At 64.1% G+C, this 22967-nt stretch carries 19 protein-coding genes and 1 tRNA gene; 13 read left to right on the top strand and 7 right to left on the bottom strand.

What is annotated here, in order from left to right; genetic code table 11:
- Window positions 1-273 precede the first annotated feature (273 nt).
- From kdpF to ABD002_RS09800, 8 genes are all read left to right on the top strand, one after another.
- Window positions 274-366: a K(+)-transporting ATPase subunit F gene (kdpF, locus tag ABD002_RS09835; RefSeq protein WP_343790265.1), complete on the top strand. Its 93-nt coding sequence runs from the start codon at window positions 274-276 to the stop codon at window positions 364-366.
- Complete coding sequence (gene kdpA / locus ABD002_RS09830) at window positions 363-2168, top strand: potassium-transporting ATPase subunit KdpA (RefSeq protein ID WP_343790262.1); 1806 nt, start codon at window positions 363-365, stop codon at window positions 2166-2168. Before kdpF ends, kdpA begins: the two co-directional genes overlap by 4 nt.
- A 2-nt stretch (window positions 2169-2170) precedes the next feature.
- The gene (kdpB, locus tag ABD002_RS09825) at window positions 2171-4270 is read left to right on the top strand and encodes a potassium-transporting ATPase subunit KdpB (RefSeq protein ID WP_343790259.1); all 2100 of its coding nucleotides are present in this window, start codon (window positions 2171-2173) and stop codon (window positions 4268-4270) included.
- A gap of 12 nt (window positions 4271-4282) precedes the next feature.
- Window positions 4283-4483, top strand: coding sequence for a hypothetical protein (locus ABD002_RS09820; protein ID WP_343790256.1), 201 nt, complete (start codon window positions 4283-4285; stop codon window positions 4481-4483).
- A 57-nt stretch (window positions 4484-4540) separates the two neighbouring features.
- Window positions 4541-6013 carry an outer membrane beta-barrel protein gene (locus ABD002_RS09815; protein ID WP_343790253.1) on the top strand — a complete coding sequence of 491 codons (1473 nt, stop codon included), beginning with the start codon at window positions 4541-4543 and terminating at the stop codon, window positions 6011-6013.
- A gap of 13 nt (window positions 6014-6026) precedes the next feature.
- Window positions 6027-6596 (top strand): potassium-transporting ATPase subunit KdpC, encoded by a 570-nt coding sequence (gene kdpC, locus ABD002_RS09810; RefSeq protein ID WP_343790250.1) that lies wholly within the window; start codon window positions 6027-6029, stop codon window positions 6594-6596.
- A 169-nt stretch (window positions 6597-6765) separates the two neighbouring features.
- Window positions 6766-9498: a DUF4118 domain-containing protein gene (locus ABD002_RS09805; RefSeq protein WP_343790248.1), complete on the top strand. Its 2733-nt coding sequence runs from the start codon at window positions 6766-6768 to the stop codon at window positions 9496-9498.
- Window positions 9495-10220: a response regulator gene (locus tag ABD002_RS09800; RefSeq protein ID WP_343790245.1), complete on the top strand. Its 726-nt coding sequence runs from the start codon at window positions 9495-9497 to the stop codon at window positions 10218-10220. The genes ABD002_RS09805 and ABD002_RS09800 overlap by 4 nt, the downstream gene beginning before the upstream one ends.
- 34 nt (window positions 10221-10254) lie before the next feature.
- On the opposite strand, the gene ABD002_RS09795 is transcribed toward ABD002_RS09800, so the two are convergent.
- From ABD002_RS09795 to ABD002_RS09780, 4 genes are all read right to left on the bottom strand, one after another.
- Window positions 10255-12864: a delta-60 repeat domain-containing protein gene (locus tag ABD002_RS09795; RefSeq protein ID WP_343790242.1), complete on the bottom strand. Its 2610-nt coding sequence runs from the start codon at window positions 12862-12864 to the stop codon at window positions 10255-10257.
- Between the two features lie 305 nt (window positions 12865-13169).
- The gene (locus ABD002_RS09790; RefSeq protein ID WP_343790239.1) at window positions 13170-14792 is read right to left on the bottom strand and encodes a hypothetical protein; all 1623 of its coding nucleotides are present in this window, start codon (window positions 14790-14792) and stop codon (window positions 13170-13172) included.
- 125 nt (window positions 14793-14917) lie between these two features.
- Window positions 14918-15712, bottom strand: a complete 795-nt coding sequence (locus tag ABD002_RS09785) for a glycosyltransferase family 2 protein (RefSeq protein WP_343790237.1) — start codon at window positions 15710-15712, stop codon at window positions 14918-14920.
- A 126-nt stretch (window positions 15713-15838) separates the two neighbouring features.
- On the bottom strand, window positions 15839-17242 hold the full coding sequence (locus tag ABD002_RS09780; protein WP_343790234.1) for a DUF2252 domain-containing protein: 1404 nt from the start codon (window positions 17240-17242) through the stop codon (window positions 15839-15841).
- 240 nt (window positions 17243-17482) lie between these two features.
- Between ABD002_RS09780 and ABD002_RS09775 the strand changes: the two genes are divergently transcribed.
- The 3 genes from ABD002_RS09775 (at window position 17483) to ABD002_RS09765 (ending at window position 18733) form a co-directional block, all read left to right on the top strand.
- Window positions 17483-17559 (top strand) — tRNA-Arg (locus ABD002_RS09775).
- Window positions 17560-17875: 316 nt separating this feature from the next.
- Complete coding sequence (locus ABD002_RS09770; protein ID WP_343790232.1) at window positions 17876-18046, top strand: hypothetical protein; 171 nt, start codon at window positions 17876-17878, stop codon at window positions 18044-18046.
- Window positions 18047-18226: 180 nt separating this feature from the next.
- Window positions 18227-18733, top strand: coding sequence for a hypothetical protein (locus tag ABD002_RS09765; protein WP_343790229.1), 507 nt, complete (start codon window positions 18227-18229; stop codon window positions 18731-18733).
- 446 nt (window positions 18734-19179) lie between these two features.
- On the opposite strand, the gene gcvA is transcribed toward ABD002_RS09765, so the two are convergent.
- On the bottom strand, window positions 19180-20076 hold the full coding sequence (gene gcvA / locus ABD002_RS09760; RefSeq protein ID WP_343790226.1) for a transcriptional regulator GcvA: 897 nt from the start codon (window positions 20074-20076) through the stop codon (window positions 19180-19182).
- Window positions 20077-20257: 181 nt separating this feature from the next.
- Between gcvA and ABD002_RS09755 the strand changes: the two genes are divergently transcribed.
- Window positions 20258-20866, top strand: a complete 609-nt coding sequence (locus tag ABD002_RS09755; protein WP_343790223.1) for a LysE family translocator — start codon at window positions 20258-20260, stop codon at window positions 20864-20866.
- Between the two features lie 41 nt (window positions 20867-20907).
- Window positions 20908-21363 (top strand): nuclear transport factor 2 family protein, encoded by a 456-nt coding sequence (locus ABD002_RS09750; protein ID WP_343790220.1) that lies wholly within the window; start codon window positions 20908-20910, stop codon window positions 21361-21363.
- A gap of 450 nt (window positions 21364-21813) precedes the next feature.
- On the opposite strand, the gene ABD002_RS09745 is transcribed toward ABD002_RS09750, so the two are convergent.
- Together ABD002_RS09745 and ABD002_RS09740 are read right to left on the bottom strand one after the other, a co-directional pair.
- A complete protein-coding gene (locus tag ABD002_RS09745) occupies window positions 21814-22311 on the bottom strand; it encodes a hypothetical protein (RefSeq protein WP_343790216.1) in 498 nt (165 codons plus the stop codon).
- On the bottom strand, window positions 22304-22967 hold a 664-nt coding region (locus ABD002_RS09740), incomplete at its 5' end, for an RHS repeat-associated core domain-containing protein (RefSeq protein WP_343790213.1). The genes ABD002_RS09740 and ABD002_RS09745, both read right to left, overlap by 8 nt.

Below are 22967 nucleotides of genomic sequence, written 5' to 3'. Positions count from 1 at the left end.
CCCCTCACCCCAACCCTCTCCCCCAACGGTGAAGCCGTTGGAGGGGAGAGGGAGTACAGCGGGTTTCAGCCACGCTGCGGCCGCGCCGATTTTTATGCGGCTTTTATGCAGCCGCGCCAATTCCCTACGCGCCGCTTATGCGGCGACGCCTATCGTGGTGCCCTTGCGATCGAGGGGCTACGTCGTGGATATCGTCTATCTGATCCTGCTTGTCGTGCTGGTCGGCCTGACCGCCAGCTACCTCTGGCTGTGCGGACGCCTGGAGGAACGCCGATGAGCGCCCTCTATGGACTCGCTGCACTGATCGCGCTGGCGCTGGCGGTCTATCTCACGATCGCGCTGCTGAAACCGGAGTGGTTCGAATGACCACGAACGACTTCCTGCAACTCGGCCTCTACCTGGTTGCCCTGCTCGCGCTGGTGAAGCCGCTCGGCGCGTACATGGCACTGGTGTTCGCCGACGCACCGAACCGCATCACCCGGTTTGGTGCGCCTGTCGAACGCGTGCTCTACCGCGTCGCCGGGATCCGCGCGGACGAGGACATGGGCTGGAAACGCTACGCGCTGGCCATGCTCGTGTTCAATGTCGCCGGCCTGCTCGTCGTGTACCTGCTGCAACGCGTGCAGCAATGGCTACCACTCAATCCTCAGGGTTTCGGCGCGGTCACGCCGGATTCGGCGATGAACACCGCGATCAGCTTCGCGACCAACACGAACTGGCAGGGTTACGGCGGCGAATCGACGATGAGCTACCTGACCCAGATGCTCGGCCTCAGCGTACAGAACTTCCTGTCCGCGGCGACCGGCGTCGCCGTGCTGATCGCATTGATCCGCGGCTTCGTGCGCAGGACCGCGCAGGGCATCGGCAACTTCTGGGTGGATATGACGCGCTGCACGCTGTACGTGCTGCTGCCGCTGTCGCTCGTGCTCGCACTGCTGCTGACCTGGCAGGGCGTTCCGCAGGATTTCAAGCCGTACGCAGACGTGCCGCTGCTGCAGCCGACCACGCAGACCGAAACGGTCAAGGACGCGGCGGGCAACGCGGTCAAGGACAGCGCCGGCAAGGATGTGACGAAAGAGACGCCGGTCACGGCGCAGTCGCTGCCACTCGGCCCCGCCGCTTCGCAGATCGCGATCAAGCAGCTCGGCACCAACGGCGGCGGCTACTACAACGCGAACTCGGCGCATCCGTACGAGAACCCGACACCGCTCAGCAACTTCCTCGAAGTGCTGGCGATCCTGCTGATTCCGGCTGCACTCTGCTACACCTTCGGCACCATGGTCGGCGATCGCCGCCAGGGCTGGGCGTTGCTGGCGACGATGCTGGTGATCTTCGTGCCCCTGCTGCTCGCCTGCACGGCCGCAGAACAAGCCGGCAATCCGGCGCTGGCCGCAACGAGCGCCGATCAAGTGGCGTCGGCCGTGCAGGCGGGCGGCAACATGGAAGGCAAGGAGGTGCGTTTCGGCATCGTGAACTCGACCCTGTGGGCGACCGCGACGACCGCCGCCTCGGACGGCTCGGTGAACGCGTCTCACGACTCGTTCACTCCGCTCGGCGGACTCGTGCCGATGTGGCTGCTGCAGCTCGGCGAAGTGATCTTCGGCGGTGTCGGCAGCGGACTCTACGGCCTGCTCGCGTTCGCCGTGGTCGCGGTGTTCATCGCCGGGCTGATGGTCGGAAGGACGCCCGAGTACCTCGGCAAGAAGATCGAGGCCTACGAGATGAAGATGGCGAGCCTGGTCGTGCTGATCCCCTGCGCGCTGGTCGTCGTCGGCACCGCGATCGCCGTGCTTGCGCCGGCCGGCCTCGCCGCCATCGCGAATCCCGGCATCCACGGCTTCAGCGAGATCCTCTATGCGCTGTCGTCTGCCTCAAACAACAATGGCAGCGCGTTCGGAGGGTTGTCGGCGACCACGCCGTTCTGGAACGTTCTGCTCGGCATCTGCATGTTCCTCGCACGCTTCCCGCTGGCGATCGGCATGCTCGCGATCGCCGGGTCGCTGGCGGCCAAGAAGCACGTGCCCGCATCGGCCGGCACGCTGCCGACGCACACGCCGCTGTTCATCGTGCTGCTCGCCAGCACCGTGATCGTGATCGGCGCACTCACCTTCCTGCCCGCACTCGCACTCGGCCCGATCGCCGAGCAGCTCATGGCTTCCGGACGCTAGACATGACATCGACCACTCTTCATGCACGTGCATTGAGCCGGGATTTGATCGCTCCCGCGATCGCAGACGCGTTCCGCAAGCTGTCGCCGCGACGGCAGTTCCGCAATCCGGTGATGTTCGTCGTGTTCGTCTGCAGCGTGCTGACGACCGGACTGTGGGCGCAGGCGCTCGCAGGCCACGGCGAAGCGCCGGCCGCGTTCATCTTCTGGGTCGCGATCTGGTTGTGGTTTACGCTGGTCTTCGCGAACTTCGCGGAAGCGATCGCCGAAGGGCGCGGCAAGGCGCAGGCGCAGGCGTTGCGTGGCGCCCGGCGTGACGTCATCGCCAAGAAACTGGCGGCGCCCAAGCGCGATGCCGGTGTGGTGTTCACCTCTGCAGCCGAACTGCGCGTTGGCGACCACGTGCTGATCGAGGCGGGCGATACCGTGCCCGGTGACGGCGAGGTCATCGATGGCGCCGCCTCGGTCGACGAAAGCGCCGTAACGGGAGAATCAGCGCCCGTCATCCGCGAATCCGGCGGCGACCGCAGCTCGGTCACCGGCAGCACCCGCGTGCTGTCGGACTGGCTGGTCGTGCGCATCGCCAGCAATCCCGGCGAGAGTTTCCTCGATCGCATGATCGCGATGGTCGAGGGCGCGAGCCGGCGCAAGACGCCGAACGAAATCGCGCTGACGATCCTGCTCGCCAAGTTCACGCTGATCTTCCTGCTCGCCTGCGCGACGTTGCTGCCGTACTCGCTGTACGCGGTGAGTGCCGCCGGCCATGGCAGCCCGGTCACGATCACCGTGCTGGTCGCGCTGCTGGTCTGCCTGATCCCGACCACGATCGGCGGCCTGCTCTCGGCGATCGGCATCGCCGGCATGGACCGCATGATCCAGGCCAACGTGATCGCGATGTCCGGCCGCGCGGTCGAAGCCGCCGGCGACGTGGATGTTCTGCTGTTGGATAAAACCGGCACGATCACGCTCGGCAACCGCCAGGCCGTCGCGCTGCATGCGGCGCCTGGGGTGTCCACGAGCGCGCTCGCCGACGCGGCGCAGCTCGCTTCGCTGGCCGACGAGACACCGGAAGGTCGCAGCATCGTCGTGCTCGCCAAGGAGAAGTTCGGCCTGCGCGAACGCGCCCTGCACGAGCTGGATGCGCACTTCGTGCCGTTCTCCGCACAGACACGCATGAGCGGCGTCGACATGCATGCGCGTGCAGGCGAACCGAATGGACACAGCCGAATCATTCGCAAGGGCGCGATCGATGCGGTCCGCAACCACCTTGCCGCGCGCGGCGCGACGCTGCCGACGACGGTCGTCAAGGTTGCCGAAGACATCGCGCGCAAGGGCGGCACGCCGCTGCTCGTGGTTGAGGACGCCCGCGCGCTCGGCGTGATCGAACTCAAGGACATCGTCAAGGGCGGCATCCGCGAGCGCTTCGCGGAGCTGCGCCGGATGGGCATCAAGACGATCATGATCACCGGCGACAATCCGCTGACTGCCGCGTCGATCGCGGCTGAGGCCGGCGTCGACGACTACCTCGCCGAGGCGACGCCGGAAGCGAAACTGAAACTGATCCGCGACATCCAGGCCGAAGGGCGGCTCGTCGCGATGTGCGGCGACGGCACCAACGATGCGCCGGCGCTGGCGCAGGCCGACGTTGCGGTCGCGATGAACAGCGGCACGCAGGCGGCGAAAGAGGCCGGCAACATGGTCGACCTCGACTCGAACCCGACCAAGCTGATCGAGGTCGTCGAGATCGGCAAACAGATGCTGATCACGCGCGGCGCGCTGACGACATTCTCGATCGCGAACGACGTCGCCAAGTATTTCGCGATCATCCCGGCCGCGTTCGCCGGCACCTACCCGGCGCTGAACGCGCTCAACGTGATGCACCTGGCGACGCCGCAGAGCGCGATCCTGTCCGCGGTGATCTTCAATGCGCTGATCATCGTGTTCCTGATCCCGCTCGCACTGAAGGGCGTGCGCTACCGCGCGGTCGGCGCCGGCGAGCTGCTGCGCCGCAATCTGCTGGTCTACGGCGTCACCGGGCTCGTCGTGCCGTTCGTCGGTATCAAACTCATCGATTGGCTGCTGGTCCTGTGCGGACTGGCATAAGGAACCTCGAACATGCGTACCCATCTGTTGCGTACTGTTGCATCTGCGGAAACGGAGCCGGCTGCCGATACCGGCCATGCGGTGAACGATGATCGCTACGGCGCGCGTGCCGTGCTGATGAATCCCGCCCCATCCGCGCCGACCACCGATAATGTGGCGACGGACTCCGAAAACGAGGACCGCTACTACCTCGGCGGATATGCTGGCATCTGACCCGTGTCGCTCGACCTGCCCCATCAAGAATTCATAGAAACTCAAGGACATTCATCCATGACACGCATGTTCCTAACCGTCGCCACATGCCGACAGAAGCTGGCCGCCGCGCTGGCGCTCGCGTGCCTGCCAGCCGCAGGCGTAGCGTCGGCGCAGACAGCCGACGCACAAGCCGCACCGGCAAGCACGGCACCGACGGCAGGGTCGAGCAGCGACTGCTCGTCGAACTTCTTCTCGCGGCTCGCCGCCGCGTATCGCGAGGACGCCAATCCCGCGCCGGCCGATCCGAACGCGCCGGCGACGCCGCGCCGCGCGATGGACTCGCCATTCAGCTCACCGCCGTTTCCGTCCGCGGAATGGCAGCTCGGTGGCGTCGCCTATCCGATCGGCGTACCGAACGAGAATTCGCAGTATCCGCTCGAGAAGGCGCTCGGTTGCACCGGCTTGGGTCACTGGATGCAGGACCACCGCATCGAGGTCTATGGCTGGATCAATCCCTCGATGAACCTCAGCTCATCCAGCAAAAGCAATTTCCCACTGGCGTACGCGACACGTCCCAATCGCGTCGAGTTCGACCAGTTCCTGCTGCGCTTCGAACGCATCCCCGACACCGTGCAGACCGACCACATCGACTGGGGCTTCCACTTCGATAACCTGTACGGTTACGACTACCACTACACGACCATGAAGGGCGTTCTCAGCAACCAGCTGCTGAACAACCCGAATCCGAACCAGGCGCTCGCCGGCAAGATCTACGGCTACGACCCGATGCTGTTTTACGGCGACGTGTACATTCCGTGGGTCGCGCAAGGCATGGTCGTGCGCGTCGGCCGCTGGCTGTCGCTGCCGGACATCGAGGCGCAGTTCTCGCCGAACAACTACCTGCTCACGCACTCGATCCTCTACACGGCCGATCCCTACACGCAGATGGGCGTGATGACGACGACCAAGCTCAATGACCAGTGGACCGTGCAGCTCGGCATCAACGGCAGCAACGATGTCGCGATCTGGAACCACTCCGCGCGACCGTCGCTGCAAGCCTGCGTGCGCTGGGTCTCGGCCGACAACAACGACATGCTCTATCCCTGCGTCAACAACTGGAACAAGTCCGACTACAACTACAACAACGTGCAGATGTACGTGATGACCTGGGGCCATCGCTTCAGTCCGAACGTGCATATCCTGACCGAGGCCTACCGCATGTATGGCCGCAACATCCCGGGCTTCGGCGCGAACGGCGGCCCGGGAACCGCGGGCGAGTTCGGCATCGTCAACTACCTCAACGTCCAGTTGAATCCGGCCAACATGATCTCGTTCCGCAACGAGTGGTACGACGACGAGAAGGGTCAGCGCTTCGGCTATGCGACGCACTACAGCAGCCACACGCTGGGCATGACGCATTGGGTCTCGCAGGACATCGAGGTTCGCCCCGAGATCCGCTATGAGCATTCCTACGACGTGGCGGCCTACGACAACGGCAGGAAGAGCAACCAGACCACCGCCCTGCTCGACCTGATCCTGCATTTCTGAGGTGGAGACCACCATGCGTACGCTGCTTCGCAATGCTCTGGTTCTGCTGCTCGTACTGACCGTTCTGACCGGCATGGCCTATCCGCTCGTCGTCACCGGGATCGCCCAGGTGCTGTTCCCGCACGCGGCGAACGGCAGCCTGATCGTGCACGACGGCAAGCCGCTCGGCTCGGAATTGATCGGCCAGCCATTCTCGGATCCGAAGTATTTCTGGAGCCGGCCGTCCGCGACCACGCCGTTCGCGGATAATTCCGCCTCGTCCGGTGCATCGAATCTCGGCCCGACCAATCTGGCACTGACCGATGCGGTGAAGCAGCGCATCACCGCGCTGCGCGCCGCCGATCCCGGCAATACCGCACCGGTCCCTGTCGATCTGGTCACCGCGTCCGGCAGCGGGCTCGATCCGCACATCTCGCAGGCTGCGGCCACGTATCAGGTGCAGCGCGTCGCGCGCGTGCGCGGCCTCGCACCCGTGCAGGTCGCAGCGCTGGTCGCGCAAGCCACCGAAGGACGCCAGTTCGGAGTACTCGGCGAACCACGCGTAAACGTCCTCAAGTTGAATTTCGCGCTGGACGGCCAATGAGGCCGCAACTGGGGCGCGGGACCGGCGGACAACGTAGGTCGGGCTGAGCGCCAGCGATGCCCGACGCACCCACCCGCATGAGTCGGGCTTCCTTCGTCAGCCCGACCTACGGAGATAGCCACGCCACTTGCGATTGCCGCATGATGGTGGCCACAGCGAACGCATCTCCATGCCTTCCACCGATCCAGAACGCCGCCCCGATCCCGACGCACTGCTCGCGCGTGTGCAGCACGAGGAGTCGCGTGCGCATCAAGGCCGCCTGAAGATCTTCTTCGGCGCGACCGCCGGCGTCGGCAAGAGCTATGCGATGCTCGAGGCCGCGCGTCGCCAGCGCGCGGATGGCGTCGATGTCGTCGTCGGCTATGTCGAATTGCATGGCCGGCCGGAGACCGAGGCGCTGCTCGAAGGCCTCGAGGTTCTGCCGCCGATGCGCCTCGAGCATCGCGGCCTCGTACTGACGGAATTCGACCTCGACGCCGCGCTCGCGCGCCACCCACAACTTCTTCTGGTCGACGAACTCGCGCACAGCAACCATCCCGGCGCGCGTCATCCGAAGCGCTGGATGGACATCAAGGAGCTGCTGGACGCCGGCATCGACGTCTACACGACGGTGAACGTGCAGCATCTGGAGAGCCTCAAGGACATCGTTGCGCAGATCACCGGCGTCGACGTGCGCGAGACCGTGCCGGACCGCGTGTTCACCGAAGCCGACGAGGTCGAACTCGTCGACCTGCCACCGGATGAGCTGCTCGAACGCCTTGCCGAGGGCAAGGTCTACGTGCCGGACAAGGCACGCCAGGCCGCGCAGGCGTTCTTCCGCAAGGGCAACCTGATCGCGCTGCGCCAACTCGCGCTGCGTTCAACCGCCGAGCGTGTCGACGCAGCGATGCGCGAATACCGCGACCGTCACGCGATTACGCAGCCATGGGCAGCCGGCGAACGCCTGCTGGTCTGCGTCGGACCCGATCCGCTGTCGGCGCGGCTGGTGCGTTCGGCACGGCGCATGGCCACCGCGCTGAATGCGCAATGGCTCGCGGTCTACGTGGAGACGCCGGCGCTGGCGCGTCTGCCGCAGGCCGCGCGCGATCCGATCCTGCAGACGCTGAAACTGGCCGAGCAGCTCGGCGCGGAGACCGCGAACCTGAGCGGCGAAAGCGTCGCCGCGACGGTGCTCGACTTCGCGCGTCGGCGCAACGTCAGCAAGATCGTCGTCGGCAAGCCGGTCCGCAGTGGCTGGCGCGATCGTCTCAAGGGTTCCCTGGTCGACGAGTTGATCCGCCGCAGCGGCGCGATCGATGTCTATGTGATCACGGCCGAGCCAGGCACCGATACCCGCACGCCGGCGCGCGCCTTTCATCGCAGCAGCCGCTGGCCGGCCTACCTCAAGAGCATCGCCGTGGTGGCGCTCGCGACCCTGATCTGCACGCAGATGAGCGGGCTCTTCGAACGCACCAACATCGTCATGGTGTATCTGCTCGGCACGGTACTGGTCGCCGCGCGCTTCGGGCGTGGGCCGTCGGTGCTGGCCGCGGTGCTCAGCGTCGGCCTGTTCGATTTTCTGTTCGTGCCGCCGATCTATTCGTTCGCCGTTTCGGACACGCAGTACGTGATCACGTTCGGGGTGATGTTGACCACCGCGCTGCTGATCAGCCATCTCGCCGCGCTCGGCAAGCGCCAGGCCTCGGTCGCGCGCCAGCGCGAACGCCGCAGTGCGGAGCTCTACGCGCTGAGCCGCGAGCTGGCGCGCCGGCGCACACTGGAGGAACTGGCGAAATTCCTCTGCCGCCACGTCGTCGCGAGTGTCGATGGCGAGGCGGCCGTGCTGCTGCCGGATGCGGACGGCAAGATCCAGGATCCGACTCATTTTTGTGACCGCGGCGTCGAACGCGCGGAGTCGAACCTCGCGCGCTATCCGGTGCCGGGCAACGATCTGGGCATCGCACAGTGGGCTTACGACCATCGCCAGAAGGCCGGCCTCGCCACCGACACGCTGGCCAGCGCCGGCGCGATCTACCTGCCGTTGAATGCTCTCAAGCGCTGCATCGGCGTGCTCGGCTTGCGTCCGCGCGATGCGCGGCAGCTGCAGACGCCCGAGCAGATGCATCTGGTCGAGGCGCTGGTCAACCAGGCCGCCGTAGCGATGGAGCGTGTGCAACTCGCCGAGGCCGCGCGCGAGGCTGGCGTGCAGGTCGAATCCGAGCGCCTGCGCAACGTACTTCTGAGCGCGATCTCGCACGACTTTCGCACGCCGCTGGCGACCATCATCGGCTCCGCATCGACCCTGCGCGACAGTGCGCCCGGCCGCCTCGACGAGGCTCAGCGCGCAACCCTGCTCGACACGCTGCTGCACGAGGCCGGGCGCATGAACCGGCTGATCGGCAATCTGCTCGACCTGACCCGGCTCAGCGAAGGCCGCATCGAGCTGCGCCGCGACTGGTTCGCCATCGATGAAGTGATCGGCGCCGTGCTGGCGCGGCTGCGTGACCTGCTGGCTCACCATCCGGTCACGTTGCATCTCGCCGACGACCTGCCGCTGGTCCAGGGCGACGAGGTGATGATCGAGCAGGTGCTGTCGAACCTGCTCGAGAACGTCGCACGGCATACGCCGGATGGCGCGGCAGTCGAGCTGTCCGCAGGCGTTGTCGGCGACGCGATCGAGGTCACGCTGCGCGACCACGGCCCCGGCTTCAGCGCTGGCGATGAGGCACGTGTGTTCGAAAAATTCCATCAGGCACGGCCGGAAGGCGCACAGAGCGGCTTCGGACTCGGACTGGCGATCTGCAAGGCGATCGTGGAAGCACATGGTGGCACGATCAGCGCCATCAACGCGCGCGGCGGCGGCGCCGAATTCCGCTTCACGCTGCCGCTGCATCCCGATTCGACCGGGCCCGACCCGACATGACGACGCCGCGCGCAAACCTGTTGCTGATCGAGGACGACCCGCAGATCCAGCGCTTCCTCACGACCGCGCTGGAGGCGCACGGCTACACGCTCGCGATCGCCGGCACTGGCGCGGAAGGACTGAAACTTGCCGCGCTGCGCCAGCCGGACATGCTGATCGTCGATCTCGGCCTGCCCGACATGCCGGGGCTGGACGTGATCCAGCGCGTGCGCGAGTGGTATGCGCGTCCGCTGCTGGTGCTGTCGGCACGCGATCGCGAGGCGGACAAGGTCGCTGCGCTCGATCTCGGCGCCGACGACTACCTGACCAAGCCGTTCGGCATCGGCGAGTTGCTGGCGCGGCTGCGCGTGATGGAGCGGCACCTGGCCGGACGCAGCGGCAACGACGATGCGCGCCTGCGCATCGGCGACGTCGTGCTCGATCTCGCCGCACGGCGCGTCCTTCGCAACGGCGAAGACGTTCATCTGACACCGATCGAGTACCAGTTGCTGACGACGCTGGCGCGGCACCGCGGCAAGGTGCTGACGCATCGCCTACTGCTGCGCGAGGTATGGGGCGCCGCGCACACGGAATCGCCTCACTACCTGCGCATCTACATGCGCGCTCTGCGCCGCAAGATCGAAGCCGATCCCGCGCAGCCGCGCCTGCTGCTGACCGAAATCGGCGTGGGCTACCGGCTGCTCGATGCGCCACTCGGCAGCGACGTGCCTGCAGCCGACTGAGATCGCTGCCCCCAGGAAAAAGCCGCGCTATTCATTAAATTCCATAGGGCTCGAAGCCGTCGGCAAAAATCAGGTCGCCGCTGTTGTAGGCCTGACGCGTGCTTTCGATCAGGCCTTGTGAGCCGTTCCCATCACCGGACGAGAGTTGCCCCTGCGCGCGCAGATAAAACGTATTGCCGACTGCGGGAAGCAGCAGCCCGCTGTAGCGCCAACCGCCAGCGATCCGGCTCACCGTGCCCAGCCAGGCACAGAAACTACTTTTCGACGAGCACAACAGGTCTGGTGGCAGCGCCAATTCCGGTGACGTGCCGGAGCGCAGCCAAGTCACCGTATTGCCACTGAGCGTCAGCGACTGCAATGCCGCCTCCCGCTGAGAGAGTCGGGCAATGTGGTTTCGGGCTGTGTAGATGTAATGGCCATTGACGATGATCACGTTGAACTTCGTGAATGCGCCACCGATGACCAACTTGCCATCGGCTTGAAGCGCCAGCGCCTCAACACTGTTGTTCGCTTGCAGGTCGGGAAACGTGGCGTCCAAGTTGCCGTCGGCACTGAGTCGCGCGATGGAACTGCGAGCTGCCCCGCTCACGACAGCGAAGGAGCCGCCCAACGCCACCTTGCCGTCGGCTTGCAACGCCAGCGCGTACACGGCTTTATCCGCGTCCGGGTGGAACGCGATATCCAGATTACCGTCGGCATTGAGCCGCGCGATGCGATTGCGCGTCGACCCGCCCGTCCCACCGTCGATCGAGGTAAAGTTTCCACCCAACACCATCTTGCCGTCGGCTTGCAGCGCCAGCGCGAACACGGGGCCGTTCGCATTCGGGTCGAATGCGGTATCCAGGCTGCCGTCGGGATTGAGCCGCGCAATACGGTTGCGCGTGTACGCGCCGACTTGGGTGAAGTTGCCGCCGGCCACGATCTTGCCATCGGTTTGCAGCGCCAGCGCGAGCACGGAGTCAAAGACTCCGCCTACGCCCGGGTTGACGAACGCGATATCCAGGCCGCCGTCGGTATTGAGCCGCGCGATGTGGTGGCGGAGCGTCCCGCCGATCGTGGTGAAGTTGCCGCCCAGCACCAGTTTGCCGTCGGGTTGCAGGGCCAATGCGTACACGTCGCTGTCCGCGCCGCCTGCGCCCGGGTTGAAACCGATGTCAACGCTACCGTCGGTGTTCAAGCGCGCAATCCGGTTGCACGCGCACGCTCCGACTTGAGTGAAGGAACCACCGATCAGGATCTTGCCATCGGCTTGTTGCGCGAGCGCGGCGACGTGGCCGTTCACCTGCGGCTGGAACGTGGTGTCCAGGCTGCCGTCGGGATTGAGCCGCGCGATGTAGTTGCGCGTCGTCCCGCCTGTCCCGCCGTCGATCAAAGTGAAGTCTCCGCCCAGCACCAACCCGCCGTCGGCTTGCTGCATCAACGCGTACACATTGCCGTTCGCATTCGGGTCGAAGTCGGTTTCCGTGCTGCCGTCGGCATTGAGCCGCGCGATACGGTTGCGCGGCGTTCCACCGATCGCATCAAAGAAACCGCCCAGCATCAGCTTGTTGTCGGCTTGCTGCGCCAGCGCAATCACGGCGTAGTTCGCACTTGGGTTGAATCCTGTTTCCAAGCTGCCATCGGCATGCAGCCGTGCGACATTGTTACGGATCGACCCGCCCGTCCCGCCGTCGATCAAGGTGAAATCGCCGCCCAGCACCAACTGGCCGTTTGCTTGCAGCGCCAGCGCGTGTACGGCTGGGCCGGACATGCTTCCGCCGCTCACGTTCGGGTTGAACGTGCTGTCCACGGTGCTGTCGAGATTGAGCCGAGCAACGCAATTGCGGGGCTGACCACGGACACTGGTGAATTTACCGCCGACCAGCAGCTTGCCGTCGGCTTGCTGCGCGAGTGCATACACGACGTCGTTCGCATACGCGCCAAACGTGCTATCCGGGCTGCCGTCGGCGTTGAGCCGCACGAGGCGCGGGTGGAATCCCCCGACAAACGTAAAGTAGCCACCAGCAACGATCTTGCCATCCGCTTGTAGCGTCAGCGCGAGCACGGTGCTGTCCGCGTTCGGGTCGACGAAGGTCATATCCAGGCTGCCGTCGGGATTGAGCCGAGCAACGTGGTTGCGGGTCGTTCCTCCCGTACCGCCATCGATCGAGGTGAAGTCACCACCCAGCACCAGCTTGCCGTCTGTTTGCAGCGCGAGCGCGCGCACAACGTTGTTCGCATTCGGATTGAACGCAGCATCCACGCTGCCGTCGGGATTGAGTCGCGCGATGTTGTTGCGCGCGTAAGTGCCAACTTTGGTGAAGCTGCCGCCGATCAGGATCTTGCCATCGGTTTGCAGCGCGAGTGCGTACACGGTTCCATTGACCACGGGGTTGGCAAGCGTGAAGTCCAGGCTGCCATCGGGCCACAGACGCGCCAGGTGGGGGCGGGACTGCCCAGCAATGTTGATGAAGTCACCAGCGGCCACGAGTTTGCCGTCGGCTTGCACGGCCAGTGCCCATACCGCGTTGTCGGCGTTCGGGTCGAAGCCGTCATTGACCTTCTGTGCGAACGCCGGAGCGATCGCGAGGCCGAACAGCCATGCGCAGACGAGCACGATGGTCCGATGAACGACGGTGTGATGGGACCAGCAGGGCAATAGCATTGAGCACCTCTGCGAATCACGTCCGGATACATCGTCCCCGCCGGAGTCGAATACGTCGGCTCCCACAGGAGCTAAAGAGAATCCGCGATCAAGCTCTCGTCGAGCGCTCATCACCGCTGGCAATTCACCATGAGGATGCGGGTGTGCTCGGCGTACTCAGCAGGTTCGCTGATTACTACAAACGCGGTACGGTGGTACCGACTGACATCGCGGCGACTGCGAGGGGGCGAATGTTCTCCGATGCCCCGACCGTGATGACGGTCTTCGCTGCGCTGGGAGCGGTCACCGTTGCAGGCAACGCACGCTCACTCGCGGAGGAGACGTACTGGCGCGCGTAGCGCGAACACGACGATCTGCTCGTCACGCCAGACCGGGAGGCCGAGCTTCGCGGTGACATTCGCAGTGCAGGCGACCATGTCCGGCCATTCGACCGGGAACGGATAATCCTTGCCCGGCGGCAGCGTCCACGGCTGCTGTCGCATGACCAGGTAGTCGGCACCGTAGGTAGCGCCGTCGAGGATGTCGGCGAGCTTCACCATGCGGCGGAAGCGCGCGCCCGTCGCGGTGTACGGATATTCGTCCCAGTCGCCGACGCCGCAGACCGGCGAGGCGAGCGCGAACTTGACGTTCTGGCGATGGATCTTCTGGTACCACGGATCCGGCACCAGGTTCGACTGCGCGCGCGCCGGTGTCTCGATCACGGTCACGCTGCCTGGTGGCTTCTTCGCGAGATCGAGGTAGAACGGCGACACCGGCCCGAGCTGCAGCAAGGTCGCGTAAGGGTTCGTGCGCACGTCGTAGTCGAACTGGAAGATCTCGTGATCCATGAACTGGTTCGGTGTGTAGTACCAGCCCGGCAGCGGCCCCGCCATGAACAACGCGCCGATGCCGAGCGACGCAAGCGCAGTCCCGGCGACCTGCGGACGTACGCGTTCCAGCACGCCGATGAAACCCTCCGCGACGTACAGCAGCAGGAACGGCAGGATCGGCGCCGCGTAGCGCACCAGCACCGGCGCGTGCTGGATCCAGGCCGGTCGCGCGGCGCAGATCACGAGCAGGCCAACGGCAGTTGCGCTCAGCGTCAGCGCGACGAGATCCCGATCGCGTTGCCACATCCGCCAGACACCGAACGCGAGCAACGCGAACAGCAGCATGCACAGCCACGCATCCGCGATGCCGAACTGCATCAGCAGCGTGCGGTACAGGCTCTGCGCCGTTGCGCTGTTCGCACCGGCCTTGGCCGCCATCGCGCCCCAGTCGTTGAGCAGCGGCGGCGCCAGCACGATCGCGAGCGGAACCACGGTGGCGACGCCGAGCCCGACCATCGCGAGCAACGAGCGCCACGCGGTTGCTCGTGACGAATTGCGCAGGACGCCGCGCAACGCGCCGATGCCGTAGTACGCGAACGGCCACAGCGTGAACACCAACGACAGCAGATGCATCCAGCCCGCCACGAACGTCGCGGCAACGTACAACGCTGCCCACGCGCGACGGTACCCGCGCCGTGCCTGCCAGTTGCGGAACGCGGTGATCGCGACGAACCCGAGCAGCGCGACCAGCGCGTACGGTCGCGCGGTACGACTGAAGTAGATCAGCGTCGGCGAGATCGCGAGCAGGCCGGTCCAGACCGCGCGCGTTGGCAGCGAGACCACCCGGCGCAGCAGCCACGGCGCGACGAGCAGCAACGCGATCCCGGCCAGCAGCAGCGGCAGATGCATCGACCACTCGCTGAGCGCCGCATGGTCGTACAACCAGCGGTAGTACAGGGTCAGCGGGATGCAGTAGTCGGCGAGTCCGAAGTGGCCCGCAATGCCATCTCCATCGACGCGAATCAGCATGCGCACCGAGTGCCATTCATCGTCGAGCAGCATCTGTGCGCGCAGCTGATACCCGCGCAGGATTGCGCCGGAGACGATCGCCACGAACATCAGCGCGAGCCATGGCCACGCATCGCCCCACGCCCGCGGAGTTCGGCCTTGCGGAAAATGCGGAAGCCGCGATGCTTCAGCCGAGCGCGAAGCACGCGCGCCGCGGCTGCCGCCGCTCCGATTGTTCACGCCGCGGATGCCTTCGTCGATGCGTCAGTCGGCTGCAGGCGCAACGCCGCATCGCGTGAGAAGAGTTCAGAACGCAGCAGCTTCCACTTCCACAGGCGATAAACGAGCGCAGTCCACAGCACACCGAAACCGTACACGACCGAACGGCGGAAATTGATCTCGCTCGCATCCGCGAAATACTTGGTCGGACAGGAGATCTCGCCAATGCGCTGATCGAACGCGAGCGCCTGCACCAGCATCTGGTTGTCGAACACGAAATCGTCGGAATTCGCGGCGAGTGGCAGGGTCTCGAGCACGCTGCGCGAGAATGCGCGATAGCCGCTGTGGAACTCGGAGAGCTTGGAACCGGCAAGCACGTTCTCGAGCGCGGTCAGCACACGGTTGAAGAAATACTTGTAGCGCGGCATGCCGCCGGCGATCGCAGTGTTGCCGAGGATGCGCGAGCCGATCACCACGTCGTAGACATCGGACGCAACCATCGCCGCCATCGCGGTGATCAGGCGCGGCTCGTACTGGTAATCCGGGTGCAGCATCACCACGATGTCGGCGCCCTCGGCCAACGCGAGTGCGTAGCAGGTCTTCTGGTTGCCGCCATAGCCACGGTTCGCCGGGTGCCGATGCGTCGTGATGCCGAGCCGCTGCGCGACTGCGACCGTGGCATCGTCACTGGCGTCGTCGACCAGCAACACGGAATCGACGATGTCGTGCGGGATCGCTGCGTAGCACGCTTCCAGCGTCTTTTCGGCGTGATACGCCGGCATCACGACGACGATTTTCTTTCCATGGAGCATGGGCGGCGGGAGCGTCGATGACAAAGGTTTGCACAGGCTGACGTGCCTATGCGGGCACGTCAGCGCCCGGCACGGGCGACCGCGAATTCTAGCATCGTCGGGCGCGATGGCCGGCCGGTGCGGACATCAGACTGGCCCGGTCGCAACCTCGATCTCGCCACCGAGCGCCGCCTTCTTGAAGCGCGCGTAGTCGGCCTCGTTCTGGTCCGCATAGGCATGGGCGAAGTCGGCCATGCAGGCATCGAAATGCCGCCCGCGACCGAGGTAGGCGGCGATAGCCGCTGCCGGCCCCGAACGCGCGTGCGCGTTGGCCAGCACCGTGCCGCAGACCAGCGCGTATTCGGCCATCTGGCGCGCGTCGAAACGCTCGATCAGCGGCTTCAGTTTCGCGTCGTTGAGCTGGCGCACATAGAAATGGCGTTCCGCAGAACCCGGGCACCAGCCCAGGAACACGTCACTCGCCGCCTGCATCAAACGTTGCCCGACCACGACACGCTGGCCGTGGTCACCATAGCGGCTCTTTCCGGCATGCGCCTCCAGGACAGAACGGCGCGCCTCCTTGACCTGCAACAGCAGTGTGTCGTCCTTGCCGGCGACGAACAGCGCAACCGCGCACAAGGTGCCGACGCTGCCGACGCCGACCACCTTGATCGCCAGATCGGCGAGACGGTAGCGATCGAACAACACACGGCGCTCGTCAGCCAGCGACTCGCGGTAGCGCTTGAGTGCGGCACCGAGCAGGCGCCGAAGATGCTGGTCGTGCGCTCCCTTGAGGTGGTAGAGCAGCGGCGGGTGGTCGACCAGCGCAAGCCCGCTGCCGGAGCGCACGTGGCGCACCGGCACATGTGACTCGACGTGCGCATCGGCGAGCGCCTGGCGCACGTCGCGGCGTGCGAACTCGAAGATCGTCGGGTCGCCGGTGATCGAGGGCAGCGCATCGAGATCGACCCGTGCATACCAGACCTGCAGCGCGGTTTCCCCGGCCACGGCATGCATGCGCTCGCGGTAACCACGCACCGCGCTCTCGACGATCTCGCGGCTTCGCGCCTCGCCGATACCGTTGCCGCGCGAGGCCACGACGAAACCCGCGGCAAGACGCTTGAGATCCCATTCCCACGGCGCCGGCAAGGTCTCATCGAAATCGTTGACGTCGAACAGCAAGCGCCGTTCCGGCGTCGCGAATCCGCCGAAGTTCGCCGGATGGCAGTCGCCTCCGGCCTGCACGCGCAGGCCAGTGACCGGCGTGCGCGCCAAGTCCGCCCCCATGATCGCGGCACCGCCGCGGTAGAACGCGAACGGCGACTGCAGCATGCGCGCGTGGCGGATCGGCAGCAGTTCGGCGACGCGACCGCGTTCCGATTCGCGCAGGATGCCCAGCACGTCGCGTCCGCGCGTCGCGACCTTCCAGTCGGCGTGCGCCTTGCGCGGAGCGTGCTGGCGCAAGGCGCGGCCCTGCTCGCGCAGATTGAGCGGAGGTTGCGTCGAGGCCTTGGATGCGCGCCTGGAAGCGTTTTTTCGCGAAGAAGCCATCGGATTTCCCACCTCGGCAGCAGCCCCGCGAGAGCATAGGGCCAATGCCGGCAGCGACTCCAGCGATACTTTCCTGCGATAATTCTTGCCCGCCGGTGCAAGGCAACGGCCGCATAGCTCAGCGAGTGGCGAACTGAGCGCTTGCGCGATGTCCTGGCATTGCGCGAGAAGCGAGCCGGTGAGGCAGGAATGCCGATCGGATGCCGCACCATGGATGGATCTGCGCGAGACTTTTCAATCGGCCCCGTAGCTCAGCTGGATAGAGCGCGCCCCTCCTAAGGGCGAGGTCGCCCGTTCGAATCGGGCCGGGGTCGCCAGAACCTGCACGCTTCATGGCCGGCCGTCGGTCGACCATGAAACCCGAGCGTCGAATCCGGCAAATCGCGCTGACGTTGGTGACGTTCAAGCGCGAAATCGATGCCTACACGCAATTTAAGCAACACCAACTGCCCGCCCTTTTTGCGACAGCAGATGGAAATTCTTCAAAAAATACACTAACGTGCGAATCGCTTCGTACGTAACCATTCGGTGTTTGGGTACCTTGGACACGATCGCCGAGGGAATGCAGGCGCTGGGCAGTTCTGGCACATATCCTGCAAGCCCTGCGTACCCTCCAGGCACAAGGGCGCAGCCATGGTCCGCGTCATCGAGATGCCAGTCGAACGCTTGTCCGACCACGAACTCGGCATACGTCAGTGGGAAGCCGTCATGTCCTGTGGCTACGGCTCGCCGGAACACCAGTGGCTGGAGCGTGAAATCCTGCGCAGAACGCCGAGTCAGAACGGGGAAAAGAAAGGGAAATAGGGGCTGATCCCTATTCCTTCCTCGGGAAGCAGCGATCTATGGCACTGAATTTGCTGGACGACAGAGCCGGGCGTGTCCTAGATTCTGCGTAAACGGGCCCTGGCAGGAAGCTGCCGCATAGGCCGGAGACACGATGACAACACGCAGATAGGCAACCTTGCCCACGCAGGAAGATGTCTCATGTCCATATCAAAGTTCGCACGTAGCATCGCGCTGATTTGCTCGCTATCGCCGCTGACTGCCATCGCCGCCAGCAGCGGCAGTTGCAATTACCACGGTACGAAAATCGCGGTCATCGATGGCATCGCCTATCACAAACCCGTATTCGACAAGCTGCAGCCCGCCATTGCGCTCGCGTCGGTCAAACTCGATACCGCTAAAATCGCTGCATCGGGCGATAGCGACAAAGCGCTACGCGAGCAGGTGTCCAACCTGCAAGACGGTCTTGTGCAACTCAGCTTGTCAGACAGAGGTGTTGACGACATCAGAGGCTACTTTCCGGACGCCCATAGCGTGCAGGACAACGCCTTGATGTACCCCGACAAGAGAATCGGCGAGTTGAAACTCGCGCGCAGCGACGCCAAAGGTATTGCGGGCAGCTTCACGCTCAAAGCCAGCAAGCCCGATGATCTTTCCTGCGATCTCAAATTCGATCTGAGCTATAGCGGATTTCACACAAAGGACTGATACGCCGCGCACCCTCGCGGCAACACCCAGCGCAGTGGCCAGATGGGTTTTCGACGAACTCATGATTGCTGATGCGATCCTCGAGCGGATCGCGCATAAACGCGCACAAGATCGCGCTTATGAGCATCAAACGCGCGTGTACCGCGCTTTCCGTCGAAACGTCCCTGCCGATGCGAATGGTCGAAAACGGGGTCCGAAACCGGGTTAGCGAAATCCGGAGGCAGAGTGCACTTCTCCAGTGCCGCCTGCCTTTCATGGCCTGCCGATCTTCGCCGGGCCCGATGTGTAGAGGAACACGGGCGAGATCAAGACGGCTGCCTGGCCATGACTGCAGAAACGCGGGTCAGAGTGCAGTTTCAGGGAAAGTCGACTCTGACCCTGTTTTATCGCGGTGATGGAGCTGCCGTCTCCGCCGGGCCACTGTGGAACGATTCGTTGGGCATGGACTAACCGCCCCTGTCCGTTGGGCCGATCTGCGCCAACAGCCAATCGCGAAACGCCACGCCGTTCTGCGTGAGCGTGGCCTTCGCCGGCCACACGAAGTAGTACGAATACTGCGAGGCGGCTGCGATTGCGGGAAACAAGCGCACGACGGCACCGCTGGCCAGTTCACGCTCGGCAATGCTTTGCCTGGTCAGCGCGATCCCGCTGCCATCGATCGCCGCCTGCAGGGCGAGGCTCGCATCACCGAAATCGAGTCGGCGTTTGCCGCGTGGAAGCGCGGCATCCGCTGCAGCAAACCAGCGCTCCCAGCCTTCCGGATCGCTCTCCAGCCACGCCCAATCCTTGAGGTCGCTGATCTGCCGCGCCTTCTTTCCGCGCAGCAGGCGCGGGCTGCATACCGGAAACAGTGCGTCGTGCATGAACAACTCCGCCTGCAGGTTCGGCCACTGGCCCGTACCGAACCGGATGGCCAAGTCGACCTCATCGCGCAGGAAATCCGCATGCGCAGTCGTCGAGCGGATCGTCAGATCCAGACCCGGATGCCGATCGACGAAGAGGCCTATGCGCGGCATCAGCCAGCGCGCAGCGAACGAGGGCAGCACGCTGACGGTCAGCCGATTCCGCTGTCCGCGACGCAGGGCATCGGCGGCTTCGCCCATCGAAGTCAGCGCGGCCGAGACATGCTGGGAAAGAAACGCGCCCTCGCGAGTCAGCGTCACTTGACGCTTGCCGTTGCGCACGAAAAGGCGAACGCCGAGATATTCCTCGAGAGCCTTGATCTGGTGGCTGATCGCACTCGGCGTCAGATGAATGTCTTCGGCCGCGCGCGAAAAACTGTTGAGCCGCGCGGCGGCTTCGAACGCGCGGAGGGTCGTCAGCGGCGGAAGTCCTGCGCCCATTATTGTGAATCTCATTAAAAATACTTGATAGCAATCATCGCTTGCACATGTACGCGGATATGCCTAGTTTTTCGCACATTCCGCGCATCTACTCACGAGCCATAGATGAATGTAACTCATGTCATGAGCCTTTTGCTCCGCACCGCCGTGCGTGCCCTGGCAGCCACCGAGCCGAACAGCGATGAATCTCTCTAGCCTGGCCCTGTTTGCAGCCGCCCTCGCCGCCGCATGCGCGATCCCCGGACCGGCGACGACGGCCGTCGTCGCACGCGTCTTGTCGCAGGGGTTGTCCGGTGCATGGCCACTCTGCGCCGGCCTGCTGTTGGGCGACCTGCTCTGGTGCGGGGCTTCGATGTTCGGCGCCGGCGCGCGCTTGGCGCAGACCCAGCCGCTGGCGCTCATGTTGCGCTACGCAGGTGCGGCGTACCTGGCGTGGCTCGCATGGAAACTATGGAACACGCTGCCGGCGGCGACAGCGACCGAAACCGGCGACTCGGGTGCCGCGCGCGCGATGCTGGGTGGACTGGCGATCGCGCTGACCAATCCGAAAACCATGCTGTTCTATCTCGCGCTGCTGCCGACGATCATCGACGGCGGCGACGCAACGCCGCTCGAATTCGCGTTGCCCGCACTCACGATAACGATCGTCTACGGCAGCGTGTTGATGGCGTATGCGCTGGCGGCCACGGCCGCGCGCTCGCGGCTCCACTCTCCACGACAGGCGTGGCGCATCCGTCGCGCATCCGGCGTCGTGATCGCATCCACGGCGCTGCTGATCGTCATGCGCTGACCTTCTACTCCGAACCATCCATCTGAACCGAGGACGACATCATGGCTCCGCAATACCTGATCATCGCCGCCAGCCTGTTCATGGCGAGCTTGCCTATCTGTGCGGCAGGGCTGGATTGCAAAACGCAGCATACGCCGAACCAGAAGAAGGACGACGACACGATCCGGCGCATCGAGCACGATTGGCTCGCGGCCGAATATCACGGCAATGCGGAGTTTCTCGACTGCCTGCTGGCACAGGGTTACGCGGTGATCGTGTCGAAGAGCAACGCGATCCGCGCAAAGAGCGAGTTGTTGGCCCATGTCGCGCAAAATAAAGGCAAGGACCCGCAGATCCCGCCGCTGCAAACGACGGTCGTCATCAACGGCGACTTCGCGACCGCGTACTCGTCCATGAAGACGCATGACAAGAACGGCGAGCCCTCCGAATCCCGCTTCGTGGACTCCTACTTCTTCAAGGACGGCGTCTGGCACGCCTTTGGCGGCGTCGATCTGTAGCGACCTGCAAACTCGACAGCCGGAGCATACGCTGCGCGACAGGTTCTTCGGCCGTGCGACGCCGACTCGAATCGGCAGACCGCTGCGATCAGATGCGCCCTCTACCCCGTTTCGACTTCGCAGGCATCCCCAGTACGTCATCCAGCGTGGCAATGATCGCCAGCCCTGCTTCCTCGCGGACCAGGACTATCGCCGCTACCTGCGCGGCCTGCAGGAAGCGTCGCTTGCTCGCGACTGCGGTGGCCGACAGCCGGTGCTGCGCGAGGTTAACGAGAGCGGCGGCAGCTAAGGCAGCAGACTGACCGGCGACAACGCGTCAACAAAAGAGCCCCGCCGAAGCGGGGCTCGGAAGGCTTTGCTGCTGGATCGATCGAACGTGCGTTGGGGTTCGCTGGCTCACCCCAACCTACCGCGCTACCTCATCGAGCCATTGCGGCGGAAGGGGCGTAGCTATTCCCGCCGACTCTGATTCGCAAGAAACTCTTCGCAACTGCTGACGGAAAGCGATTGCGGAACAACGTCAGTTCGCTCTTCGTACGGATCGGGCCGCATCTTCTCCGACATGAAAGTCACTTCCTTTACGTCGCACACAACGTTAGAGCCACGCGGTTGCTTTAGAATCAATATCGCATAGGCCACCGTGTATTCGACGCGCGCAGTGCCATGACAATCGTCGAAATCGTGGAGTCGGCGTTGGCCGTAAACCCACGACGCGATACGCAAATCATCGGATTTTTCAACCCTGTCAGGCCGCCCGAGATACCTGACTGCCTTGTCGATCCCGAGCATTCCTTCCGTTCTCAACGATGACAAATCGTCAACGATATTTCTCTCCTGCATGGGAGAGAATCGAGTATCCCAAGCATGAGGTTTGCAATCGCCATCGTTCGCCAATGCGGACTGCGCGGAAAGGCAAATTGTTAAGAGCACCATTCGCTGCTTATCCATGCGGTCTACCCCATCTTATTTTGCAATTGAAGCACTGTTGCTCAATATACAAACTTCGATCTTCGCTGCCCCTATTGTACGTGCCAGCTCCGGTCCGGTTCATATGATTGGCTTCATGAGCCAGAAGAGCTGGTAAATTGCAGCAGTTTCCCGCAAGACCTCCCGAAGTTATTGAGATGTGATTCGGCTTGTCGGGTGGAGCTTGACCGCAGAGATCGGGGCCGTACATCCCGACGGCCACCACCAAGTCATAGGTGGCACTACTCAAGTTCCTCTGAATCTCTGAGCGATCATCCTCGGTAAGACAATACCTCTCGTTTCCCGGATAGCAATAACAACTCGAGCATTTCTTCATAACCTCAATTGCCGTATTTATTGCATCCTCCATTTTCTTCTTCTGATCTGGCGCAAAATCGTTGAATTCTGCCAATCCAAATCTATCGTAAGTGTATAACGGGCGTGACTTCACGTAAGAGTACGTCGAAGGCCCGTCACCTAAACCAATCGGATCGCTCTCGATGTAGCGGCCGGTGGCGGACTCATAATCACGCTGATAGTTGTAGTTCAACCCGGTTTCAGCATCAAAGTACTGACCGGGCAACCGTACCCTTGACGCGACTCTGCGCCGACGACGGTGGGTCGCCTCGATGCAGCGC

Origin of the sequence: Dokdonella soli, from assembly GCF_039523175.1 — a bacterium.
Lineage (GTDB): Bacteria > Pseudomonadota > Gammaproteobacteria > Xanthomonadales > Rhodanobacteraceae > Dokdonella_A > Dokdonella_A soli.
This window is presented reverse-complemented; position numbering and strand designations above follow the sequence as displayed.